18 protein-coding genes are annotated in these 22,699 nt (G+C 59.1%); 7 read left to right on the top strand and 11 right to left on the bottom strand.

What is annotated here, in order from left to right:
* Positions 1-397: 397 nt before the first annotated feature.
* The 4 genes from H2LOC_RS14495 to H2LOC_RS14480 all read right to left on the bottom strand — a co-directional run bounded on the left by H2LOC_RS14495 (position 398) and on the right by H2LOC_RS14480 (position 6,857).
* Positions 398-2,575: a S46 family peptidase gene (locus H2LOC_RS14495; RefSeq protein ID WP_162009779.1), complete on the bottom strand. Its 2,178-nt coding sequence runs from the start codon at positions 2,573-2,575 to the stop codon at positions 398-400.
* A 4-nt stretch (positions 2,576-2,579) separates the two neighbouring features.
* Positions 2,580-3,887 (bottom strand): PepSY-associated TM helix domain-containing protein, encoded by a 1,308-nt coding sequence (locus H2LOC_RS14490; protein WP_162009778.1) that lies wholly within the window; start codon positions 3,885-3,887, stop codon positions 2,580-2,582.
* Positions 3,888-3,951: 64 nt separating this feature from the next.
* Positions 3,952-6,354 (bottom strand): TonB-dependent siderophore receptor, encoded by a 2,403-nt coding sequence (locus tag H2LOC_RS14485; protein WP_136497696.1) that lies wholly within the window; start codon positions 6,352-6,354, stop codon positions 3,952-3,954.
* A gap of 74 nt (positions 6,355-6,428) precedes the next feature.
* Positions 6,429-6,857, bottom strand: coding sequence for a hypothetical protein (locus tag H2LOC_RS14480; protein ID WP_136497695.1), 429 nt, complete (start codon positions 6,855-6,857; stop codon positions 6,429-6,431).
* Positions 6,858-7,073: 216 nt separating this feature from the next.
* Between H2LOC_RS14480 and H2LOC_RS14475 the strand changes: the two genes are divergently transcribed.
* On the top strand, positions 7,074-7,751 hold the full coding sequence (locus H2LOC_RS14475) for a response regulator transcription factor (RefSeq protein WP_136497694.1): 678 nt from the start codon (positions 7,074-7,076) through the stop codon (positions 7,749-7,751).
* Positions 7,748-9,118, top strand: a complete 1,371-nt coding sequence (locus H2LOC_RS14470) for a sensor histidine kinase (RefSeq protein WP_136497693.1) — start codon at positions 7,748-7,750, stop codon at positions 9,116-9,118. Before H2LOC_RS14475 ends, H2LOC_RS14470 begins: the two co-directional genes overlap by 4 nt.
* A gap of 241 nt (positions 9,119-9,359) precedes the next feature.
* Here H2LOC_RS14470 and H2LOC_RS14465 read toward each other — a convergent pair whose 3' ends face one another.
* A complete protein-coding gene (locus tag H2LOC_RS14465) occupies positions 9,360-9,542 on the bottom strand; it encodes a hypothetical protein (RefSeq protein ID WP_136497692.1) in 183 nt (60 codons plus the stop codon).
* Positions 9,543-10,058: 516 nt separating this feature from the next.
* Between H2LOC_RS14465 and H2LOC_RS14460 the strand changes: the two genes are divergently transcribed.
* The 5 genes from H2LOC_RS14460 to H2LOC_RS14440 all read left to right on the top strand — a co-directional run bounded on the left by H2LOC_RS14460 (position 10,059) and on the right by H2LOC_RS14440 (position 16,582).
* Positions 10,059-10,769 (top strand): SCO family protein, encoded by a 711-nt coding sequence (locus H2LOC_RS14460; protein WP_136497691.1) that lies wholly within the window; start codon positions 10,059-10,061, stop codon positions 10,767-10,769.
* Positions 10,770-11,662: 893 nt separating this feature from the next.
* Positions 11,663-12,223, top strand: coding sequence for a DUF1097 family protein (locus tag H2LOC_RS14455; RefSeq protein WP_136497689.1), 561 nt, complete (start codon positions 11,663-11,665; stop codon positions 12,221-12,223).
* A 190-nt stretch (positions 12,224-12,413) separates the two neighbouring features.
* Complete coding sequence (locus H2LOC_RS14450; RefSeq protein ID WP_246206841.1) at positions 12,414-14,525, top strand: sigma-54-dependent Fis family transcriptional regulator; 2,112 nt, start codon at positions 12,414-12,416, stop codon at positions 14,523-14,525.
* Between the two features lie 17 nt (positions 14,526-14,542).
* Positions 14,543-14,878 carry a hypothetical protein gene (locus tag H2LOC_RS14445; protein ID WP_136497687.1) on the top strand — a complete coding sequence of 112 codons (336 nt, stop codon included), beginning with the start codon at positions 14,543-14,545 and terminating at the stop codon, positions 14,876-14,878.
* 27 nt (positions 14,879-14,905) lie between these two features.
* Positions 14,906-16,582, top strand: a complete 1,677-nt coding sequence (locus H2LOC_RS14440; RefSeq protein WP_136497686.1) for an Hsp60 family chaperonin — start codon at positions 14,906-14,908, stop codon at positions 16,580-16,582.
* Between the two features lie 155 nt (positions 16,583-16,737).
* Here H2LOC_RS14440 and mmoC read toward each other — a convergent pair whose 3' ends face one another.
* The 6 genes from mmoC to mmoX form a co-directional block, all read right to left on the bottom strand.
* Positions 16,738-17,772 (bottom strand): aromatic/alkene monooxygenase hydroxylase FAD-binding subunit MmoC, encoded by a 1,035-nt coding sequence (gene mmoC / locus H2LOC_RS14435; RefSeq protein ID WP_136497685.1) that lies wholly within the window; start codon positions 17,770-17,772, stop codon positions 16,738-16,740.
* A 12-nt stretch (positions 17,773-17,784) separates the two neighbouring features.
* On the bottom strand, positions 17,785-18,159 hold the full coding sequence (gene mmoD, locus H2LOC_RS14430; RefSeq protein WP_136497684.1) for a soluble methane monooxygenase-binding protein MmoD: 375 nt from the start codon (positions 18,157-18,159) through the stop codon (positions 17,785-17,787).
* A gap of 79 nt (positions 18,160-18,238) precedes the next feature.
* On the bottom strand, positions 18,239-18,745 hold the full coding sequence (gene mmoZ / locus H2LOC_RS14425) for an aromatic/alkene monooxygenase hydroxylase subunit gamma (protein WP_136497683.1): 507 nt from the start codon (positions 18,743-18,745) through the stop codon (positions 18,239-18,241).
* Between the two features lie 32 nt (positions 18,746-18,777).
* Positions 18,778-19,194, bottom strand: coding sequence for a methane monooxygenase regulator MmoB (gene mmoB, locus H2LOC_RS14420; RefSeq protein WP_136497682.1), 417 nt, complete (start codon positions 19,192-19,194; stop codon positions 18,778-18,780).
* Between the two features lie 12 nt (positions 19,195-19,206).
* A complete protein-coding gene (gene mmoY, locus H2LOC_RS14415; protein WP_136497681.1) occupies positions 19,207-20,397 on the bottom strand; it encodes an aromatic/alkene monooxygenase hydroxylase subunit beta in 1,191 nt (396 codons plus the stop codon).
* A 125-nt stretch (positions 20,398-20,522) separates the two neighbouring features.
* Positions 20,523-22,103: an aromatic/alkene monooxygenase hydroxylase subunit alpha gene (gene mmoX / locus H2LOC_RS14410; protein WP_136497680.1), complete on the bottom strand. Its 1,581-nt coding sequence runs from the start codon at positions 22,101-22,103 to the stop codon at positions 20,523-20,525.
* Between the last annotated feature and the right edge of the window lie 596 nt (positions 22,104-22,699).

Raw genomic sequence — 22,699 nt, 5'->3', positions numbered from 1 at the left:
GGGGACAGTCAAATTAACTGGGGTATTGGTCTGCCGATGGGCGCATCCGAATCGAGACGCCCTCATATCCTCGGGCCCAAAAGAGGTCGCGCGCCCCCAGCTAATTTAACGGTCCCAGGTCAACGTGACACCTGCGCCCGAGGCGCCGGCCAAACCGAGATTAATAACACGCCAGCGGTAAACCTCGAATGCGTCGAAGGCGACATATTCCGGTTGTCGCGTGAGAGGTTCGACACAGCGGCCTGCTCGATCTTTTTGCCGCTTCGCCATCGCAACTCAACTGCATCGCCTCGGAGCGGCCGTCGAAGTGGGGGTCCGTGACGCAACCATCCTGAATTGGTGAGCATTAGCCATCACCGCGCTCTGTCCGAGCTTAGACGTATCCCCAAATTGATCGTCACCGATGTCCGTCTTTTAGTTCGCCGACGAGACGAGGCGCGTCGTAGACATGGGCAAGCGCCTCGAAAATCGCAGCGGCGGCGACATGCGCCGCTCTCTGCGATACAGTTGCTCCATATGCGAAATCGACCGCCGTCGCGCCCTCGACCGCTCCGGGGCCGAAGACGATGCCGATCAGACGGCCTTTTGTGTCGACTGTTGCGCTTCCGGAGTTCCCCGCGACGACGTCCGCGGTACTCACAAAATCCAACATGGTCCCTTTTTCGACACGCTCCGCGGCGCGGGCCCATCGCAAAGGCGTCGCGCTTCGTTCCGATACATCCGCCTTTGGCTGATCGAAGAATGCTCCGATCATCGTGGCGTAAGGAACCGTTCCTCCAGATCCACGCCAACCCTGAACTGTCCCGAAAGCGATGCGCGCGGTCCTGGTTGCGTCTGGATAGAGCGCGCCGCCGAGCGCCATCGCGGTCGCTCGCCTCATGCGCTCTTCTTCCCGTTCGAATAGAGCGTCGTCCACGACGTCCGCATCGTTGAGATCACGTCTTTTGTGCTCCAGGGAGCGCAGCATTTCGAGATAAGCGTCCGGCGTCGCGTCAAAAGATTCATTGCTCATATTGTACAGCGCGCGGCGAAACCCGACGTCGTCAAGATGCGTGCCTGAGGCGAGACTCGCCGCGCGCTGCTGCGAGCTTTCGCCGTCGAGCGCGATCTGGACAAATGGATCGTCTGCCCCGAGCGATTCCACTAAGGTATCGAAAAACGCTTGAAGACGAAGCTCCTCAACCCTTGGGTCTGGTTTCGTTGCGTTGAAGAGCCAGTTTTCGAGGTCGCCGCGATCTTTCGCACGATAGCCTCGACTCCTTTCGGCATCAGTCAAATCCCGTTGGTTACGGGATTTTAGCAAGACTTCGCCGAAGGCGTGGAGGCTACTCGCATAATCGAGCCCAAACGGCAAAACGACGTCTTCGCGCGGCCATGGGGAGGAGGCGGTCGGGAACAGCAATTCATTGCGAAAAGCACGCCGGGCTCGTCTAGGCGCAATGCGGGCGATGTTTCGATAAGCCTCGATCGAATTGTCGTCTCCGTGTGCGGCTAGCGAGCCCGTCAGTTCGAGCTCCTTCTCGCGACGTTTCGCGAGAAAGGTGTCGTCGCGCAGCGCCGCAAGGCGGCCTTCGGTGATTCGACGCACGAACGCGACGTTGACGAGCGCAGGCGCCGCTGCCCGGGCGCTGTCGGCATCGTGCGCCGCGAAAGCTGCAAGTCGAAGCTGCAACTTGGTAAAAGCTTCCAGCCACAGCGGCAGTTCTATGTCGCGTTGCGCCTCCAGCGCGGCGACGGTGAGCCGTCGGTTGGAGCGCGTCGGGACGCCGAGGACGAAGGCCAATTCGCCTTCCGTGGGCGCGCGCGCCGACATTTGCAGGTGCTGGTCAGGACGAGCGGGGACGCCGTTTTCGTAGGCCCGAACCAGCGCTACGTCGAAAGCTGGCGCGGGGTGGTCTTCCATGCGCTGCGCCGCCGCCGCCTCAGGAGCGAAGACGAGGCGTACATCCGAGTAGCGACGGTGGGTATACAGCATGTAACGCGCGCCTGCGTCCAGCGAGACGACTTCGGCCTCTGTTCCCGGAGTCGTGGATCCGGCCCGCTCTAATTCAGCTATGGTTTCCTTACGAATGCGCTCGGCGTCGGCGTCCGTCGCCGTCGCCGGAATTCGTTCGTTGACGAGCGTGGTCACATCCATGCTCGAAAGGACGGCGTCCAGGGAGACGCCGGGCAATTTCGTCTCCTCTTCCAGGCTTTGCGCGACGAAGCCGTCTCGTTGAATATTGCCGCCCGCCGTCTCGGCTTTGGCGAGAATGCTTAGAGGGATCACATGGCGGTTCGTTAGGACGAGTCCGTCGGCGCTGACGAAGGAACCGGACCCGCCGACATAGGCATCGTATCGCTTTGAGTTGAATCGAACCGTGGCCTTCTCCATATGGTCGAGCCACTCCGGTGTCAGTTGGACACGGTATTTCTCGACGATATGTTGCAACGGTGCTTGCGAATAGAGCCAGAAGCCCTCATCCGCGCGTAGAGGAGCGGCGCATAGCGTCAAGGCGACCGATGCCCCTAATACGCTCCCGCACCGACGCTGCCGATTAATCGCGAAGGGTACATCGAGCTGTCGATCCGCCATAAATCTATTTCCTCGCCACATCCGTTTCGCGCGCGCCGAGCAAGACTCGGCTTCGAGATTTGTGCCGCCAGCGAATAAAACCGGTGACGTAAAGCGTCAGAGGGACGAGGCCGAAGATCGCCATGAAGGCTCGTCCGGCGTCGCCGAACGCCTCGCCCGAATGAAGCGGATATTGCCAGTCGAGGAATCGCTCTCCCGCGGAAAATTCCCGTGGATCCTGGCGCGCGAAAATCTTCCCACTGTATTGATCGATCACAAGCATCCGGCTCGTACTGGCTTGATTGATCTCTCCTTCGAGATGCTTGCCGATCACATAGACGCCTTGCGGTCCACGCGGCAGCAATAGCGTCTGCAACCATCCGTCGGGGAAAGCGCCGTCAGCTATCGCGACGGCGGCCGATGCCGTAAGCGGTGCGCGCCCGTTCGCTGGTTCTGACTCGAAATCTGTCCTGAGTTGTCGCACGGGCGAGAAAAAGGAGACGAGCGCTCGCCAAGGCGGCTTGAAATTCATATACATGCCCGAGAAGATAGAGACTAATAGAACGACTCCGAAGCAGACCCCCAAGGCTTTGTGAATGTCGTAAACGACCCGCTCTGGCTTCGCTCCGAGCTTTATTCTGATCGCCTTGCCCCACGAGCCGTTGCGCGGCAGCCAGAGGCAAAGGCCGATGATCGTCGAAATCAGAAGGACCAGACCGACGCCCGCGATCGTCAACCGTCCAAAGGGCTCCCATAGCAACGCGCAATGGAGGCTCATCATCATATAGACGAATGGCATGGTCAGCGGACGCAGGGACCAGCCGCCGAAACGCTCGCCTTTGACCAACGCCGTGTAGGGATCGACAAATACGCTGTGACCCGCGATCGAGCCCATGTCGAGCTTCGACGCGTCTTTCGTGCGCTTGGCTTCCTGCAATTGGTCCTTGCTCGGCAAGCCAGTCATGTATGCGATCTCTACGGCGCCGGCGCGATGACGTGGTAGCCGCACGAACACCGGCGTATCGGTGCGCACCTTAACCGAATCAGGGAATTGAGCTCGCGCCGCGGCAAGAATTTCGTCGATGGATTTATAGGAAGCGTCCTCGCGGGGCGGCGACACCCGCATCAAATTTGGGTTGAGCAATTCGTCTATGTCTTGCCAAAAGGCGAGCAAGCTGCCGCTCAGCCCGGCGACGACGAAATAGACGCCGACGATCAGGCCTATCCAGCGATGAGTCCACGTCCAAAATTTTCGGGCGGCGCGGCGTCCGAGAGGCTCTGTTGTCGCAACGGCCAGCGCCGCCACGGTATGTTCCGGAAAAGTCGTCGGCATCTTTCGTCTCCTCCAAGAGATCGAGCGCTTCATTATGACAAGAACCTTGACCTCCTCGTCACGCTTAAAACTCGGCTTTCAGAGATGCTTTGAGCATGCGCGGATTGCCGAACAAACGTGGTTGCGCGTCGAATGGAACCGTTGGAAAATGCTGAACCTCGGCGTCCGTGTAATATTTGCGATCAAACAGATTGGCGACGTTCAGTTGGGCGGTGAGCTTGGACGTTCCGACCGAAAACTCATAAGCGGCGAGCAGGTCGACGACGCCGTAGCTCGGAACTTGGTACGTATGAAAGTTTATGCCGGAGAAATTCCAGGCCGGTTGTGTTCCGTGAAAAGTATATCCCCCGCCGAACTTCAATCCGCGCAAGGGCTCTAGCTGAAATTCATATGTCGAAAACAGCCTCGCCGTGTTTCTCGGCACGCCTTCGAAACGCGAGCCGACCGGGTGCGCCGGATCGAGGATCGGGTTGGTCTTTGTGTAGATGACATCGGTGTTCGCATAGGCGATGATCGCTTTCCAACCAGGAAGGATCTCGCCTTGGAGGTCGAATTCCGGGCCTTGGCTTCGCGCCGCGCCGACAGTCGTGTAAAATTGCGTGCCGATGGCCTGAACCGGGATGTTCGTCTTGACCAAATGGTAATAGGCGCCGGTCGCGCGCACGCGGCCGTCGAAGAGCTCTAGCTTGACGCCACCCTCCCACTGATTGGCGCTGCTCGGAGCAATCAGAGTTCCGTCGCTCGAGATCTTGCCGAGATTGGGGCTGAAACCCTCCGTATAGTTTCCATAGAAACTTACCCATTCCCGCGGACGCCAAAGCAAGCCGACGCGAGGCGTCACGACTTGATCGAGTTCGCCATAGCGTTTGACCAGGAAGTCGAGCGTGCAGGTCGCCGTGGCGAAACAATTGCCGTCGGTGAACTGATTCCTTTGATTGAGATATTGGTATCTCAGCCCGCCCAGAACCTCGAAGCCATACGGCAGCTTGATTTGGTCCTGAGCGTAAAGACCCAAGTTGTCCGCTTGGCCCGCGAACGCGTACAATGGCGCAGCAGGCCCAAAGGGCGTGCCCGGGTGGAACGGCGCCCAAAGGCTTGTTAACGAACCGCCCGTGAAATTTGGAAGATTGATACCCAGAAAAGGAACGGTTATCATGGATAAATTGAAGGTCGTACTCAGATCTCCCCGGTAGTTATATCGATAATAATCGCCCCCAAGCAACAACGTATGCTTAAGAGGGCCCGTGTCAAAGTTCCCGACGACATCGACAGTTGTTGAATAAATATCTGTTTTTAAGGAATATGGCTCTGAAAACCGATCGACTAAATTTCCAACGGTTGATGGTGTTAGAAAAGAAGATGTAAATGGAGGAAACGGCGGCGTAGGAAGCGAGAATGTATTTTGCTGCGCGATGAAGAACGGCTCAATTTGCGCCGCAGCCGTCTTATCTCTGTTCATCATTACCTGTTGCTTTATCGACCAATCTTTATTGAAGTCGTGCGACCAGCTGAGGCCAGAAAAGAGTGTTTCTTCGTTGAAAGGAGATCTCTCACCGTAGTTGATTGAACGCTCGGTGTGCAATGGCGCACCATAGACCAGAGGCGTAAATCCATAAACCTGGTCAATGTTTGAATTCTGATATTCCAATTCTAGCTTAAGTTTCGTCGATTGATCGATATTCCACTGTAGTACAGGCGCAAAAAATAGGTTCCGCGTGTATCCAAGGTCTACAAAAGAGCCGTCATTTTCGTATGAGGCGTCCAATCTATATAGAAGAGACTTATCCTGGTTCAGTGGGCCTGTAGCGCTGGCCGTGGTGCGGTAGGCCGCGTATGAGCCGAATTGTTGCTGAAGCGAATAGTGCGGCGTCTCCGAGGGCTGCTTTGTCGTGACATTTACCAGGCCGCCCGGCTCCACCGCGCCATAAAGGATCGCCGCGGGCCCTTTGAGGACCTCTACGCTCTGCACATTGGCGAATTGCTGGTCGAGCAGGGCATTGTTGTTCCCGAAGCCATCGATCCGAAATCCATTGCGAAAATGTGTGTCGGTCCTGAAGCCGCGAAGAAAGACGACTCCATAGGCGCCGCCGTTTGAAAAAGCTCCGCCTCCGCCGACGCTGACGCCGCTCACATTGGTCAACGCCTCGTCGAGGGTCGTGACTTGCTGGTCCTGCAAGACCTGTTGCGAGACGACCTGAATGTTCAAGGGCGTCTCCATGATCGGCGTATCGGTCTTGGTGCCGACGGATGCGTCTGGGGCCAGATAGGCCTCGGGGTCGACCGGGGAGGCGGCCGTCGATTGCGTCACAGAGCTGTTCGCGGGCGGAACAGATCCCCTAGCTCCGGTCTGAGGCCGGCTTGCCCCGACGTCGATGGGGGGGAGCGATTGCTGCGCGAGCGCTTTGGAGCCAAAGGCGAAAGCGAGAGCGCATGCGGAAGCGCCGCGCAAGATTACAGAGCGGTTCATGGTGTTCTCCGAGAGCGGCGCATCGCCGCTATTTGCCGGGTCGGGAAAAGAGACGCGGCCGCATCGCGGCGCGTTCAGGTCGCGGCGCGAGACGGAGAACCTCGGGAGGACCAAGAACTGCTCCAGCCGACGAGCCTTTGCGGCAAGGTGGACTGAGCGAAGCTGTAAACGATTTTCGCGAACGCTGGAGGGGGAACGACGAGCCCTTGGCGTGTGAGCTGGAATGTCGCCTGCGGAACGACGTCATCCGTCCTTCCGAGACAAATGACGCAGTCCAAACAGACATGACGGAAGGGCGCTGGCGTGTTCTCGCCGTCTGCCCGCGAGCCGAGACACGCTTGGGCATAGCTTGAAATCGACGCGCGCTCGACCTGGTTCGAAAGGCGGTCGACCCCCGTCGCGCTGACAACAAAGCCGATGACGAGAACCAATGCCAGCGCGACGTCCCTGGCGAGGAGCGCCCGGGTCGCGTGGTCCATCAATTCTCGTCGATAGATCGTCATTCAGCCTTGTCCGCTCGCGGTCCGCGCTCGCCACGCGCCGTCTCGTTCATTCGCGTCCCCGTTGATAGAAGTCGAAAATGCCATGAAAATTCCATCCGAACTGAGTTCATGAATTTGTTGCGCGTGTGACATTTTTGCCACAATCTAGACGCTTGGGCGCGCGGTCAGGCGGAACCCGCGACCCAATATGAGCGCGCGTAATCTGAGGAGGCCAAAATGAGAATTCTCGTCGTCGAAGACGAGGTGGACGTGGCTCGTGCAATATCCAGATTGTTGGGCCGTTCCGGCTTTGCGATCGACCACGTGGTCTCGATCGACGAGGCATGCGCAGTAGCTCGCGTCCACACCTATGACCTCGTCCTTCTCGATAGAAGATTGCCCGATGGCGATGGCTTGGGGCTTTTGCCGCGACTTAGATGCGAGCAGCCCGGCGTTCGCGTCGTAATTCTTACCGCTTGCGGCGCGAAGGATGCGGTCGTCGAAGGGTTGGACGCGGGAGCCGACGATTATCTCACCAAGCCCTTCGACTCGGATGAACTCATGGCGAGAATTCGCGCGAGCCTTCGGCGTTCCGGCGGAAGCCATGCTCCACCTATAAAAGTGGGCGAGATCTCCTACGATCCCAATCTACGCGACGTCGTAATCAACGGCGAGTCGATCCTGATCCACGGGCGCGAATTGACGCTGCTCGAGGTGCTTTTACGAAATTGTGGGCGCATGGCGCCGCGTGAAGCGATCATGGAAGAAATTTATGGCTTTGCCGATAATGTTCAAGAAAGCGCCTTGAACTCTCTCGTGATGCGGTTGCGACGGCGTTTGGACGACCGCAAGGCAGGGGTGAAAATTCACATGGCGCGAGGCGTCGGTTACATGCTCACCAAGGCCGACAAATGAGACGACATCGCTCCCTTTCCTTTCGTTTGTTCGTCTATCTCTTCCTCGTGCAGCTCGTCCTCAGCGCCATGCTGCCGATCTTCACGATTATCGCTGCGACGTCCGGCCTAAGTCCTTCCACGAACCAGAGCCTGAACGGATGGGGCGAAGGACAAGCGCAGGAGATCGTCGTCAATGCGCTTCGGCGCGACGTCGACAATAGGCTCCGATTCGAGCGCGGCGTTACGCTTCGCGATTATCTTCGCGATTCCCCTTCGTTCCTCTATGCCGGATGGGATGCATCGAGCGGAGAAGTCGCAGAGGGCTCGTCGCAAATCCTACTGGAGGCCATTCGTTCCAAGTGGGACGGTGACGTAACTGCGATACGATTTCATTTGTCGGGGAGGTTCGACCCTGATCTCGTGGGCATCTTGAGACCGGTCCAAACCCGCGTCGGTAAAGTCGTCATGGTGGTCTATGGCTACACGTTCCATCTCAGTGATCTCGTGTATTTGGTGAGTATGATGTTCAGTCCCTTCGCTCTGGCGACCTTTTCCCCATTCGTTCTTCCCGCCGCGCTCACAGCGTTTTTTCTCGTTCGCCAGGGTCTCGCGCCGTTGCGCGCCGCTGCGGCAAAGGCGGCAAACATTGATGCGAAGTCGCTATCTTCTATCCCAGATGAGGATGTGCCCGAAGAGGTCATTCCGTTCGTCACAGCAGTTAACGATGCGCTGGCTCGCGTCCATCACAGCGTAGCGGCGCAGCGGAGATTTCTGGCCAATGCCGCCCACGAGTTGAGAACCCCGATAACCGTTCTTTGTTCCCGTATCGACAATCCGGACGAGGCGACCTTTCTTCAAGAGCTTAGGCGTGACGCTCGTCGAATTCGAACCGTTGTCGAGCAGCTGCTGAGCGCCGCGCAAATGTCGCAAGGCAAAACCGCAGCCTTCGAGTTGGCGGATCTCAGGGAGCTCGCCTTGACGACGATCCTGGACTACATGCCGCTGGCTGTAGCGAACGGCCGCAACCTTGAGCTTGATCGTCCAGACGAGCCGGTGATGGTCAAATGCGACCGCTACGCGCTGGAGCGCGTGATTGTCAATCTCGTCGAGAACGCGTGCCGAGCCGAGCCCGAGGACGGCACGGTTCAAGTGATAGTTTCTAGGGACGCGACGATAGAGGTCGTCGACCACGGCGTTGGAATCGCTCCAGAGGATCGCGAGCGCATCTTCGAGCCGTTTTGGCGGAAGAGCAATTGCGCTCCCGGAACTGGACTAGGCCTGGCGATTTCGAAGGAGATCGTGGAAAGTCACGGCGGCCGAATATCGATCCGTGAGACGTGCGGAAGCGGGGCGACTTTTGAGGTTTCGCTTCCACGAGCTTGCTGATTCATCAAGCCGCTGTCGGGAGCCAATTGGCGGGGTCTGCGTCACTTTACGTGCAGATCGGCGTTTCGAGCGGAAGCATTCGAGCTCGCAGCAGCTCAATGCCTGCGCGACCATACATGGGCCGCTTTAACGTTTTGAGACGATTGATTTGGCCCTCGGCCTGCCCGCTGCTCCAATGTTTCTATGATGGCGTTCCTGACGGCGTCTATATCTCGGCTCAACGTTCGCCCAAATTGCTGCATCAGGCGCACCCCGGAATGCTTCGCGTCATGAAGCCAGTCATTGAGCTTATCAGGTTTTTACCGCGCAGAATGCTTCGGAAGCGCATCGCGAGTTTGCGCAGGATGACGAAGCTGGGCGAGGCGCGCTTCAAAACGATGACCTTGGCGTTCTCGGTGGGCGTTAATCGTCGTGTCGGCTTCATGCAGAGAGCGGCCGCGACGAGGGAGTGGCACGCGAGGCATATGTATAGAAACTTGACGCTGCCGTATAATATCCGCACACCGCTGCAAAACGGGGACGCACAGTAAATAGACACACGTATATAATAAAGACGCGACCTCGTGCCACGGCGATATAGTCTACTACTATTTGCTTAACCGGCAGAGAAAGACCTATTTTAAAGATGACCCAGCGCACCATTCGGATTCCCAATGATGGCCCTCCCAACTACTCCATGTCGCTACCGTCGGCCTCGCAGACTCCTCAGTCTTGCCGTTCTCGCATCCTTCCGGTTCGTCCGTTGGGCGCATTCGGTCGAGATAGGCGGTCTCGCAAGCGTTCTGTCCCTGTTGACGCTACGGGCAACCGCCCACGACGCCCGAGGCTGTAGGTTGATCGGCGAACAGATTGCGATCGCCAGCCCATATGCAGCGCATTGTTCTGGCTTCGGGAACCAGGGGCGCGCGTTGCCCGTCGTCGAAGGATAAGGAGAAGCTCGATGGTCCGCGCAGTAACTCTCGTGGCGAAATGCAGCGAATGGCTGCAAACCCGTCCAGCAATCACAGGGTTTCGCGGGACGGCCATCGCCTGCGCGGCTGGCGTCGCCTTGCTCGGTACGACAGCTTTCCATACCGAACCTGCGCCCCGCGCACTCTTCCAAGCCGCCTTTCGCTTAACCTCGCATGATGGCGAAGTGATAGACACACGCGACTTGCTGGGGCGGCCCTACGCAGTGTTTTTCGGCTTCACGCACTGTCCGGGCATGTGCGCAACGACACTCTCGGAATTGTCCGAACTCTTGCGCATGCTGGGCTCGCGAGGCGACAGACTGAAGGTCTACTTCGTCACGCTCGACGCCCAACGCGACAACCCGAAAATCCTGTCAGAGTATCTACATCCCTTCGGACCGGCATTCGTCGGATTGACCGGATCGCAGGCGGAAGTCGAGGCGACGGCGAGGTCGTTCCAAGTCTACTTTCGCAAGATTAAACTGGACGACGGAGATTACGCATTCGATCACTCGCCGCTGGTCTATCTCGTCGACATGCGTGGGCATACGGTAGGGCTCTTGTCGCTCGTCGAGCAGCGTGACGCGGCCGTGGCCAAGTTGGAAGCCTTGCTCGATGTTTCCTCGGCAGCCGGGGCCTCTCAAGACGCCTGGCGAGCACCGACGTCTCGAGCGCCGGATAGCGACGCCCATGAAAACTGACGCTTCGATGAAGCCTAGTAGCAATGGATATCGCATCCCTGGGTCGTAGTTTCGAGGAAGCTCGACGCGGCTGGACGACGACGATCGTCTCGCGCATCGCCTGCACATGAGATGATAGCTGCATGCTTGCGTGAAGCGGCGCCGCCAGCCGCGATGGGCAAGTCGCAAGCGTACCGAAGCAGATGTTTCGCTGTGCAACCGCTCAAGGAAGAGAGAGTCGAGATGTGCGTTCAACGCGCATCTTTAATCAGCGCAACGACGAACCGCCTTGCTCCCGACGAACCAAAAATCATGCGACACCATGCCGCGCGCTGGATCGACCGAACGCCTTGACCGCACTCTGGGCCACTTCTATCATTCAAACGGGGTATTTTGGGGTGTCTCGCTTGAAAGCGAAGGCTCTTAGAACATCGCGTGTGAGGCGGCCGACCTTGGGGTTGGCCGCGGCGCTGCTCTTTAGCCTACAAGCGATATTTCTCAGCTTTTCGGTTGGCGCCCTCGCGGATGATGGATGGATGTTCAGCGTTGTCTGCGTGTCGAACGCGGCGACGTCCAACGATGCATCCCAACCTCTTTCACCGCCGACTCATCATTCTGGCGCGTGCTGTGTTCTTCACAACGCTGTTTTCACAGGGGCGGAGATTTCGCGCATTTTGAGCTTCGTGCTCGCGGAAGACCGTTCGGAAGCGCCCCTTTGTTTCATCGCCGAACGCCGCTCACACGACAGCCCGGAAATCCGGCCAATTTCTCCGCGCGCGCCCCCCGAGCGCTCCGTCTGACTCCCGCAAAATTTGTAACATGCCGAAGGCGGCGTTCGCAGGAACAGCCGACGGCGGGATCAACACCTCGGACAAGCCCCGATAACAAATTCGGGCGCGCTCAGGGAGCGTATCATGAACCTCACTCTCATCTTTCGTATCGTCGCCGTCGCGGTGATCGGTGGGCTCACAGCCTACATAGCCTTTGGGCCGGGCGCTGAGCACGGTCTACGCATTCTCGCCCTTTTGCTCGGATGGGCGAGTTACAGCCGTTTTGGCGGCAAGTTGAGTGGGTTTGGCCAATCCGTTCTTCACAATCTGGTGGGCGCGGCTTTCGCGTTAGCAGCGATCGCGTTAGCCGTCCAACACGCCACATTGGGCCGGGTCTTCGATTTCGCAATCTGGTCCGCGATTTCCGTCGCCTTGTCTTTGGCCCTATTGTTCTTTGCCAGCCGATCGCCTCGGATCAGCGACTTCGGCGCACTCCTCATCGGCTATGCGGCGATCGCAGGGACCGCGGGGATCGGATCTTTAGGCGCCTTCCTGACACCCTCGCTCGCTAATCCGGCTCTTGGCATTCTGTTGTCGCTGCTGATCGGTGCGCTCCTGGCGTGCGGGGTAGACTACCTCGCCGGTGGGTTGGAACAGGTGGCGATGCGGCGCGCAGCGGCGGGCGCCAGAGGCGCTGACGCCTAAACCTGTCTGCTCTCGAAATTTCGCGATTATTTGGCGAACGCTGCGACGAACTAATCCAGGCCTCTTGAACGCGAGCGCTCGACCGCGCTCTGCGTCAAGGCTGCGTAAATTCGCGTGGCGCTCCCTTTCTCCTCTGTCATCGCCGGGCTCGCCCGCGCGACACATCGGAATTTTTCCAATGCGGAACACAATGACGAGGCAGAGCGAGCCACTCTGCGCGCCGACGGCGACACCCGCCGTGAACTTGGCGGATGATGCCGGGCTTTATGGCCTGGATCGACCAGGCACAGCCTGGGATTGGATGAAGCAGTCCGGCCAACCGCCCTCGGGCGCCGATTGGGTTCGACCAAGGGTGGCGGAAGCCTGGGCGCGCTGTATCGATGAACATCACTTGCCTCCAGGTCTCGATCTCGCTCCGCGGAACAATCCGGCGACCGCCTCTCCCAAGGACTTCGAGCTATGGAGGCGTGGCTGGTGCGGCGCCTTCGCCGCGACCCTTTCGGCGATGGTCTATGATTTCCGGTCCTATCTCGACGAAAGCAGCGTGACTTTGCTGCTGTCGGATACCGCCGGCCGGTTAATCTATATTCTCGACGCAGGATTGGACGTGCGGCCGGGTGGCGTGCGCATGGTTCGGATTGGCGCCGATTGGAGCGAAGCCGAGATCGGTAATACGGGAATCGGCACGGCTGGCCTGTTGAAAGCGCCGGCGGCGTTCAACGGCAAGGAACATTTCGCTCGCGCATTTCACCCTTACGCCACGGCCGGCTGTCCGATCCTCGCCCCCGACGGCGGCCTCAAAGCGCTCGTCGGGATCGTCACCGATCGTCGAGACGCCGCGAGCCTCATCCTCGGTTTCCTGAAACTCGCCTGCCAACTGCTCGAAGAAAAACTCTTCGACTACTTTTTTTCGTCCGGCCAATTGTTGCGTCTGCGCAACGGCGATGTCGCCGAAAATAGTTCTGGCCGCGCCGGCCTGGTGGAGGGGCGAATCGCAGTTTCAGAAGACGGGATTGTAAAAGGGGCCAATCAATCCGCCCTCGAATTGGTTGGAGGGCTAACCCGCGAACAGATTCTCGGCCGTTCGCTTTCGAGCCTTATTCAGGTCGAGATCGCGGCCCTGACGGAGTCGAAAGGAGAGGTCCACGTTCTTTCCGAGACGGGACGACCATTGCGCGTCGAAAGTCGACGCCTTGGGCCTGAAACCGCACGATCGTCCTATTTGTCGCCCCGTAAGCCGGGGAGCCGGCCTCTCACCAATGAGAAAGCTACGGCTCCTCGCTCTGCCGAGTGGAGAGATTCGATTTTGGATACGGCCTTACAGAAGGCCGTAAATCTCCAAGTGCAAAAAATTCCTCTGCTGATTACCGGCGAGTCTGGCGTTGGCAAAGATTATCTCGTTCGCCGTCTCCACGCCTGCGGATCGCGGAGCGATCGACCGCTCGTTGCAATAAATTGTGCGGCCATTCCGCGCGAACTGATCGAGAGCGAGTTGTTTGGCTACGAAGGCGGCAGTTTCACTGGCGCACGCTCGAAAGGAAGAAACGGTAAATTTGTCGACGCTGACAAAGGCATCATCTTCCTCGATGAAATCGGCGATATGCCGCTCGATCTCCAGGCGACGCTTTTGCGGGTGCTGGAATCCTCAGAAGTTGTTCCGATCGGCGGGAACAGGCCGCTTTCCGTTGATGTGCAAGTGGTCGCCGCCACCAATTGCAGCCTGCAACAAATGGTGCAAAAGGGGTCGTTCCGGCGCGATTTGTACTATCGGCTGAACGGGGTTCAGTTGTGGCTGCCTCCGTTGCGCGAAAGGCCCGATCGGCTGCAGCTGATCGCCCAGCTGCTACGTCAGGAGCATCAGTCGCTCGGCCTCACCGCAGAAAAGAAACCCAGCGACGAGGTCTGGCGGCTGTTCTTCAAACATCCGTGGCCGGGAAACATTCGCGAAGTGCGCAACGTGCTGCGTTCGCTGATCGCCGTTACACGGGGTCACGTGATTGAGGTGGCCGACCTTCCGCGGGATTTTCTCGAAGAAATGAGCCTTGTTTCAAAGCCCCTCGCCGCGTCTCGCTTCGAGACGGAGGATGCGTTGAGGCATGAGGTCGCGGATGACGATCCTCATCGCATTGAGCCGGGTGGTCTCGCCGACTGGGAAGCGCGCGCCGTTCGTACGGCTTTGACCACGAGCGAAGGCAACGTCGCCAAAGCCGCCCGCGCGCTCGGCATCACTCGCGCAACGCTCTACCACAAGATGGCGCGTTATGGCTTACGAAGCGACAAACGCATCATCTCCAAAATTTGACGCCCGGGAGGTCGCCGATGAGACCGGAGGAAAAAGACTTCATCGAGGAGGTGGCGCGTCGTCTAGATGCGACGTTGCTGTTGCTTGAAGAAGAGGAAGCCCGTCTCATGGGGCAGCTCGGCGAAGAACGCTGCGGGGAACTGCGCGCATTCTGGCTGAGCGCCCTCGAAGAGATCGACATGGAGGAAGTGCGGCGAAGCCTCGATTCCGACGATCGTTCGCTAATCCGCGTCTGGAACCGCTTGCAGACAAACCGTTCGCGCCGCGCCGTCGCCGGCCGAAGCGCGATGATCCTGAACGCAGGCCGCGAGGATCTCGAAATCATTCCAACGAAACCGCGCGGAAAACTCTGACGCAGACACAAACCAAGGAAATGGGGCATGGCGAGAGACATTCATTTTGGCGACACGGTCCGGAAGGGCCTCCTCGACGGGGTCGATACGCTGGCCGATGCGGTCGCCGTGACGCTCGGCCCGCTCGGGCGAAACGTCATCATCGAGCATCGCGCTGATGGCCTGCCGCCCGTGGCGACCAAGGACGGCGCGACTGTCGCGCAGGCGGTCGAGCCGCCTGCCGCGATGGGCAAGGCTGGCGTTGCGCTGATGCGGCACATGGCGACCACGGTCGCCAAGGAGGCTGGCGACGGCTCCACGACCTCCGTGATTCTGGCCCGACGCCTGGCGCGCGAAACTCGTAAGGCGCTCGCCGCGGGGATGAACCCGCGCGACGTCTCGCTCGGTATGGAGAAGGCCTGGCGCGCCGTCGACGAAGATTTGTCTCGCCGCGCCCGGCCGTGCTCGGACAGGCGCGCGCTTGCGGATGTCGCCAAACTCGCTTCCGGGGACGAAAGCATTGGCGCGCTCGTGGCAGAGGCGTTCGATCTCGCGGGCGACGGCGTGATGTCGGTCGAACTCGGCAGCGGCGTCTCGGATGCAATCGAAACGTCGGAGGGCATGCGCTGGGCGCAAGGCTATCGCTCACCCTACTTCATCACCGACAGTTCGCGTAAGGTCGCGGAGCTGGAGCAGCCCTACATTCTGATCTACGACCGCGTAATCAGCGACCTAGGCGAACTCGTTCCCGTGCTCGAACTGGTGCGGGAGCGGGGCGGCAGCCTATTGATAGTCGCCGAAAACATCGCCGAGGAGGTGCTGCCGGCGCTGTTGCTGAATCATATCCGTAAGAACCTCTGCTCCATCGCCGTCAAAGGGCCAGGTTACGGCGACGGACGATATGATTTTCTGATCGACCTGGCGGCGCTGACGGGAGGCCGGGCGGTCCTCGAGGCCTGCGGCGACGATCTGCGCAAAGTTACGCTAGGGCATCTTGGGCGCGCGCGCCGTGTCATCGTCGGCGAGGAGGAGACGCTCGTCGTCGGCGGCGCCGGCGACCCCGGCGCCATTGCCGAGCGTCTTACGAGCGTCAGACAGCAGATCGATTGGATCGAGAACGGCGATCCCAGGCAAGGCTCGCCGAGCGGCAAGAGGCGAGAACTCGAAAAGCTGAACGACCGGGTCGGCGCACTCTCCGGAAAAATCGTCACGATCAAGGCGGGAGGCCTGTCGGATATTTTGATCAAGGAAAGGATGCAGCGCATCGACAACGCACTCAATGCGGCGCGGATGGCGCGCGAGGGCGGAGTCGTCGCGGGCGGAGGCGTCGGCCTTTACCGTTCTCAAAGCGCGCTTTCGACGTTCCGGGGCGACAATCTCGACCAGACTCACGGCGTCGCCATCGTCAAACGTGCGCTGACCGAGCCGCTACGTCGTATTGTGGAAAACGCGGGACACGACGCGCATGAGGTGATGTTCGAACTGGGCCGCTCCAACGAGGAGTTCTGGGGGTTCGACGCGCAGTCTGGAGTCTACGGCGATCTCTATGAAGCCGGCGTCATCGACCCCGTGCGCGTGACGCGGCTTGCTCTGCGCAATGCTGTGAGCACAGCTTCCTCGATGATGACGGTGGAATGCGCCGTCATGACCCGGCCGCCAGCCGATCCGACTTTCGGCTTCGATCCGCACGACGCCGCAGTGACGAGGGAAGACCCTCGGGCGTGACGCGTATCTGGCCCGAGCCGCGTGTTTCATCCGAGCAGCGGTGGGACAGGCGGTCAGCTACTAAATTCAAAAAAGAAGCCCGCCCTCTGCGAACGCCTGGGCGGGCCGTTATTTAGCGCGCGAAGATAGTGAGCGGCGCGCATTTAAGGGCAAGCTCAGCCGCTGGCCAGAAATTTTTCCTGATAGACCTGCTCCCTCGGTACGCCTGCCGCCGCCGCCGCCGCGAAGGCCGCGTCGATCATGCCGGGGGGACCGCAAAGATAAATGTCTGGATCAGCGGCGCGGATCAGCAGCTCCTCGCGTAGCAGATCGATGACGGTGCCGTGCGCGACGTCCTTGCGCTCCGCTCCTTCGACCACGGCGACCAGCACGTCGAGGTTCGACATCCCGTCCCGCAGCGATTTGAGCTCGTCGAGATAGAAGAGCTCGTCACACCGGTTGACGCCGAAGAACAGCTTCGCCGGCCGATTGTCGCCCTCCTTTTTCATCTGCCGGATCATGGACAGCACAGGGGAAAGACCTGTGCCGCCGCCGACGAAATACCGAGGACGCATACCGTTCTCGTGGAGGCCGAAAGATCCCGCTGGCCCCCGCATATTAATGCGCATTCCGATCTTCGCCTCATTTGTGAGAAACTTCGAAAAAGCGCCGTCTGGAAGGATGCGAATGAAGAACTCCAGCAAGCAGTCGCCGGACACGGAAGCCATCGAATAGGAGCGTTTCGTATGCGTTCCAGGAATTTCTATATCGATGAACTGACCAGGCTTGAAGTTGAGGGCGATCGGTGCGCTTCCGTCGGCTGTGAGCACTTGAACCACCAGCCTCACCACATTTGACGAGACCTTGTCGTAAATCTTGATCTCGCCGATCCAATTGGTCTGGATCGCTTCGAAGGAGATACGATCGTGCGTGTAAGGGACCAGAATGTGCAGATCGCTCCGCGGATAGGTGCGGCAGAGCAGCACCATGCCGTTTTCTTCTTCGTCGGGCGGCAGGGCCTGAACCTTCGCGTCGACCAATTCATAGTCGCCGTCCGTACACTCGCCTTTGCAGGTCGCGCAGCCGCCGGCCCGGCAGGACGACAGCAGAATGACGCTCTGGCGGAGCCCTGCGGAAATCACGTCTTCGCTGGGTCCACATTCGAACGATACGGTTTCACCTTCCTCGGTTTCGATTATCACCTGATACATTTTAAGCCGCCTTCAACGGGGTTCGACCGGAGCCGTGCTCTCGTCACGGCTCAAAAACTGCGCCACGCCGACGTCGAGCAGTAACTCTCGAATGGCGTCCGCGTAGCCGCCTTGTTGGGCGCGCGCCTGTTCCTGGAGTTCGAAGTGTCGGATCACATGAGCGACCGCCTCGCGCGACGATGATTCCGATAAGGAACAGCCCTCTTGCACGAACTCGCCGTCGCGACGGATCTCCCAATGCCACATGTAATCGAGATCGGTCGCGTGAGCGGCGTATCGGGAGTCGGCATATATGAGAATGGCGTTGGGAAAGGTCGGCTCGATCGGCTGGGTCAAGCCGGCCCCGTTGTCCTTGTCTTGAAGATTGGTGTTCTGGCTCGGTTGCATGATGGTAATCCTTACAAGACGCGATAACGCCCGGGCAACTACGCCCGGGCCTGAAACGCATGAGAGTAGGCGCGCGATCTCACGCGAGATGAAGAACTCTGACGCCGCGTTGCTCACGCAGCCCTTCGAGCGGAGTTGCGTAATAATCGGTGTTGCGTAGCTCCATAAGGATTGTGCCAAGCGCCGCATCCGTGCGCAGGAACACGTTCACTGGGAGAACCGGCGGCTTATAGAGCTGACGGAATTCCGCGTGAATCCGCTCCGCCTCGAATTTGCTCTTGGCTGTCTTCATCTTCGCGATCCACGCCTGCTCAACGGCGACGGCGTCTTCGCCAGTCGTCGCCTTGGTGACGAGCTCCGCCGGTTTAAACTGCGTGACCTTCAGCTGCGAAAGCTTCTCTTCGATTTTGCGCTCGATGAATTGATAATCGAGGTCGAGATCGTAGCTCTTACGCCAGGGTGAAGTGTTGGCGATGCGGAAGTCCTGGATGAATTTCGTCGCCGCTTCGATACTCGCCAGCTTGGCGATCTTTCCTTCCCACTCCGTGCGAGTGGCGTTTTCGTGAATTCGTTCTGCTTTCGCCATTTGACGCAATCCTTATAAATGGACCCGGCAGGTCAGATGTCGGTCAGGGCGCGATCGAGGCCCATGAGTTCGGAGGTGATGGTGAATTTCGTGCCGAGCGTGTAGGAGCGGCCGACCGTCGAGGAGACGTTCACCAAAAGATCGTAGACTGAGAAGGGCTTGCCGAGCAGATCGGCGGCATCGGCGGCGTCGATTTCGATCGCGCCGTCGGCCTTGATCCACCAGAAGCCCGCCTTGTCCTCCACGACGATGGATGGATTCTTTTTCTTGCCTTCGCCGAGAACGATGTCTTCGACGATGGCGTCGATCTCGTCGCTCTTCATCAGGACGAGGACGACGGCGTTCGACTCATGCACGGTCTGGTTTTCTTCGGCGAAGAACTCGTCGGCGAAAGCCTTGCCGGTCTTCTGCATGATGCCGGCGTTGTAAGCGTTGTGCGCAGTGGACATTTGAGCGATTCCTTAGTTCTTGAAGCCGGCCAGGATCGCGTCGACCTGCTGATCGACGTTGACCTTGTAGCTGATCTTGTCGGCGTAATCGGCCTTCCAGTCGCTGAAGACGCGATGCAGCGCCTGGCTGACGCCAGCCTTGTCGGTCGCTCCGGCGACCTTTTCGACCTTGGCGTAGAGACCAACAAAATCCTTGAGCGCATTGACCGACTGGCCGAGGTAGTGATCGGTCCAGACGTGCAGGAACGCGCGATTGTGCGCGCCAAACTCGTGGTCGTTGGCAAGGCAGTGGACGAAGAGATCCTCAATCGCGCCGCGAGTGATCTGGAAATAGGTCTGCGACTGCGCCGTGAAGAACGGCGTCAGCGTGTCGCCATAGACCGTCGCCAGACGCTGGAAAAACTCGCGCCGTACGAACTGGCCGAAAGTTGCGTCGTAGACGGCGTGGCCCGCCCAGAGGATTTCGTTCCAGTCCTGGATACCCTGCCATATCCCTTCGACGGTCGAACGGGCGCCTGCGTAGATCGGATCGCTCGTCCAAATTTTCTTCGGTATGTCGGTCGCAGCGTCGAAACCCGGAACGAGCTTGGCGATGAACAGACGTTCCATCTGGATCATCTGCGCATTGTCGACCTTGTCGAGGCTGGCGAACACCGCCGTCTGGCGGATCACGTCGGACAGGCAGTCGCGGCCGACCGAGGAGTGCGAGTTGAATAGGCCATATTCGTTGTAGAGCAACGCGCCATAATATTTGTTGAGGATCTCGTCGCGCCAGTAGACGTCGATCGTGCGGATCGAGCCTTCCGAGGCATAGGCCTGAAGGAAGCGCTGGGTGTAGCGGGCTTCTTCGGACTTGTCCTTCACATAGGGCGCGTGCCAGCGGCGCGCCGGATCGCGATGGCGATACCAATCCGTCGTGCGCAGCTCGGTTGACTCATTGCCCCATGAGGGACGGCCCCCATGGAACTTCTGAGTCCAATCGCCCCAATCGAGGCCGCCAGCGATCCAGTCGGGATTGGGCTGCGCATAGATCGAAAGCTGCTCATATTCGGAAAGGCGCTTCCAGCGCGGTTGGATAAAGTAGTGATATTTGCGCTGGGTGTCGAGCGCGTGATCAGGAACGGCCTTGAGGATGACGGCGGCGCGTTCGGGATCGATCAGACCCCGCTTGGTGACCGCGGAACTCTGTTGCGGTTGAGACATTTCAAGTTTCCTCCATTGAGGGGTTTTGATGCTTCGTGCTTATTGCGCCGGGCGTGCGCGTCCGGCGGTCGACACCGGGCCTTGAGCCCGGCGCCTTCCGTTCAAAGCCGCAGAGGCGACTTCGATCAGAACCTGGCCAACGGATCTGAAAAGACGCAGCCCGCGCGCTTGATATCGTCGAGCGTCCAAAGATTGTCGCCGCGGACGTGGGGCTGGGCGATCAGCGTCTTGCCGTCTGAGCGAACGCCATGGCCTTCGGCGATCACGTCGGACAGCTCGCGTCCCTCGTACTGCTCGAAGATATTGTGGCACTCGTAGCGCTCCGGCTCCGTCAGCCACATCCGCTCGCCCCATTGATCCGTGAGCGAGTGCTTTTTGCCGTTGTATTCATGTACGCGCAGCGACCCAGAACCTTTCGCCAGCGACGGAATGAACGGAACCTGCGAGACGCGGTCGATGTAAACATCGTGACCGTTCTGCAGCAGCCAGGCGTAGGGGATGAACCCGCTTTTGGGGTCCTCGTAGCCGAGCTTCTTCCATTCGTTGTAGATTTTGCCGTAGTGGTCGGCCCACCCCGGATAGTTCGCCTCGAACCACTCCTGATCTTCTTGGTCCGGGAGGGACAGGCGCGAAAAGCCCAAAGGCCAAAGAGCGTAGGCGGCGAGCGCGAGATCGTGGTGCGCCCAATAGGCGTCCGTCTTCGCATCGCGCAGCGAGCGGGGACTCTCCACACCGTATTTGCCGAGGCGGCCGATCCAGATTCCACCCCAGTCCTCATAGACCCAGCGGTTCCAAGTCTTCACCCAAGGCTCGACCTTGAACTTGGAGCCATATTCGAACAGGTAGCCAAGCGCCGGCGTGAAATATTTCTGCTGGGTCCAGAACGCGTTGTTCAAATCGGTGTTCAGATATTTCGCCGAAGCCGGATCATGGGCGATCGACACGACCGTCTGATAGCCATTGGCCATGTGACGGAGTTCATCGGTCTCGACCGAGAGGAACACGGTCGGCGTGATCTCGTCGCCGTTGGCTGAGGCCCACTCGGTGACCGCCACGATCAGCGGGTTGGTGAAGCAGGCTTCACCAACAAGCTGAAGGTTGATAGAGCACTCCACCGCGTCGCCGGAGATAAAGCCGTCGGCGAACACGCGCTTCATGCCCTTCCACAGCGGGCCGATCGCGCGGGTGCGGCGCGCGTCGTTGTGTCCCGCCGGATCGTGATAATGTTTCGAGTAATAGTGGTTGATGAAGGCGCACTGATGAGTGTGACGGATTTCGTCGAGCACCTGGGCCAAATAGCCGTTCTTCTGTTCGGCGGCCGTGGCTGAGTCCCATAGCATCGCAGAAGCCGCGATCGCGTTATATTCGCCGACCTCGAGAAAGTTTGAGATAACCTTCATCGTCTCGCCCCAGCGCGGGTGCACGCGGTTGCCCGCGCCGAGACGCGCGAGACCGTCGAGGAGCGTGCCGAACTGGCGCTCGTCCTTCGCGGCCTCCATGCGGGCGTATTCCTTGGCGATGACCTTGAACTGCTCCTTGGTCTCGTTCGCCATGTGATACTTGGTGGCATATTTCGTGCGGTTGTTCTTGAAATCCCAGTTGAAGCTTTGGAGCCACTTGTGGACCTCCTGCGGCTCGACGCCGACCGGAGCGCGGTTGACCTTGAAAGCATCGGTCGCCGCGTTCGTGGCGAGACTGATGGCCATGTCTTTTCCTCCATTTACATCTTGAGCAGCGCCGAATTCGTGAGCGCTGGCTGACGCCAGTTCACGGGTTTGACGCGGGTTCTCATTCGCGCTTGATAGCGATTGCCGCATTTGGTGATTGTTGCTTGGGCCAAAAGCATCGCCGGCTTGCGCGCCAACCCTTCAGCAAGGGGTGTACCACGACCAAAGACTGCTGAAGATAATAGGCTTTCTCGAAACTTGGGCGCTGTGAGCGCCCGCAACTCATGTTCAGAAAATTGTTAGACGCATCGCGCTCTTTACAGGTGTATAAAAAGCGAACGCCATGCATCACTCGTTAAAGCTAGTATCCGGAATCAGTGATCCGCGAAACATGGTCTGAGGCGGTTTCGTTGTAGCTTGCGATGAAGTCCTCGATATGAACGTCGAGTTCCGGAACGCTCTGGAAGAGAGCATGCAAAATCGTGGGGGGCTTCATGCTGCAAGGCCCGCTGGGTAGCTTTCATCGTCTGGTTGGAAATCTGGATAGAGCCGCCTGAAGAAACCCGCGAGTGTTTTGTTGAGAACGGCGACGCGCACGTCGAGGAAGGGCTGTACGGACCCATCTATTCCATCGC

This window comes from Methylocystis heyeri (assembly GCF_004802635.2).
GTDB classification, from domain to species: domain Bacteria; phylum Pseudomonadota; class Alphaproteobacteria; order Rhizobiales; family Beijerinckiaceae; genus Methylocystis; species Methylocystis heyeri.
Note: the sequence above shows the minus strand (reverse complement) of the source record. Positions and strands in the feature narration are given on the sequence as shown.

What these genes read in the sequence shown, in the direction of transcription:
- H2LOC_RS14495 (WP_162009779.1), bottom strand. Translation starts at nt 2,575, where the DNA reads ATGGCGGATCGACAGCTCGATGTACCCTTCGCGATTAATCGGCAGCGT.
- H2LOC_RS14490 (WP_162009778.1), bottom strand. Translation starts at nt 3,887, where the DNA reads ATGCCGACGACTTTTCCGGAACATACCGTGGCGGCGCTGGCCGTTGCG.
- H2LOC_RS14485 (WP_136497696.1), bottom strand. Translation starts at nt 6,354, where the DNA reads ATGAACCGCTCTGTAATCTTGCGCGGCGCTTCCGCATGCGCTCTCGCT.
- H2LOC_RS14480 (WP_136497695.1), bottom strand. Translation starts at nt 6,857, where the DNA reads ATGACGATCTATCGACGAGAATTGATGGACCACGCGACCCGGGCGCTC.
- H2LOC_RS14475 (WP_136497694.1), top strand. Translation starts at nt 7,074, where the DNA reads ATGAGAATTCTCGTCGTCGAAGACGAGGTGGACGTGGCTCGTGCAATA.
- H2LOC_RS14470 (WP_136497693.1), top strand. Translation starts at nt 7,748, where the DNA reads ATGAGACGACATCGCTCCCTTTCCTTTCGTTTGTTCGTCTATCTCTTC.
- H2LOC_RS14465 (WP_136497692.1), bottom strand. Translation starts at nt 9,542, where the DNA reads ATGAAGCCGACACGACGATTAACGCCCACCGAGAACGCCAAGGTCATC.
- H2LOC_RS14460 (WP_136497691.1), top strand. Translation starts at nt 10,059, where the DNA reads ATGGTCCGCGCAGTAACTCTCGTGGCGAAATGCAGCGAATGGCTGCAA.
- H2LOC_RS14455 (WP_136497689.1), top strand. Translation starts at nt 11,663, where the DNA reads ATGAACCTCACTCTCATCTTTCGTATCGTCGCCGTCGCGGTGATCGGT.
- H2LOC_RS14450 (WP_246206841.1), top strand. Translation starts at nt 12,414, where the DNA reads ATGACGAGGCAGAGCGAGCCACTCTGCGCGCCGACGGCGACACCCGCC.
- H2LOC_RS14445 (WP_136497687.1), top strand. Translation starts at nt 14,543, where the DNA reads ATGAGACCGGAGGAAAAAGACTTCATCGAGGAGGTGGCGCGTCGTCTA.
- H2LOC_RS14440 (WP_136497686.1), top strand. Translation starts at nt 14,906, where the DNA reads ATGGCGAGAGACATTCATTTTGGCGACACGGTCCGGAAGGGCCTCCTC.
- mmoC (WP_136497685.1), bottom strand. Translation starts at nt 17,772, where the DNA reads ATGTATCAGGTGATAATCGAAACCGAGGAAGGTGAAACCGTATCGTTC.
- mmoD (WP_136497684.1), bottom strand. Translation starts at nt 18,159, where the DNA reads ATGCAACCGAGCCAGAACACCAATCTTCAAGACAAGGACAACGGGGCC.
- mmoZ (WP_136497683.1), bottom strand. Translation starts at nt 18,745, where the DNA reads ATGGCGAAAGCAGAACGAATTCACGAAAACGCCACTCGCACGGAGTGG.
- mmoB (WP_136497682.1), bottom strand. Translation starts at nt 19,194, where the DNA reads ATGTCCACTGCGCACAACGCTTACAACGCCGGCATCATGCAGAAGACC.
- mmoY (WP_136497681.1), bottom strand. Translation starts at nt 20,397, where the DNA reads ATGTCTCAACCGCAACAGAGTTCCGCGGTCACCAAGCGGGGTCTGATC.
- mmoX (WP_136497680.1), bottom strand. Translation starts at nt 22,103, where the DNA reads ATGGCCATCAGTCTCGCCACGAACGCGGCGACCGATGCTTTCAAGGTC.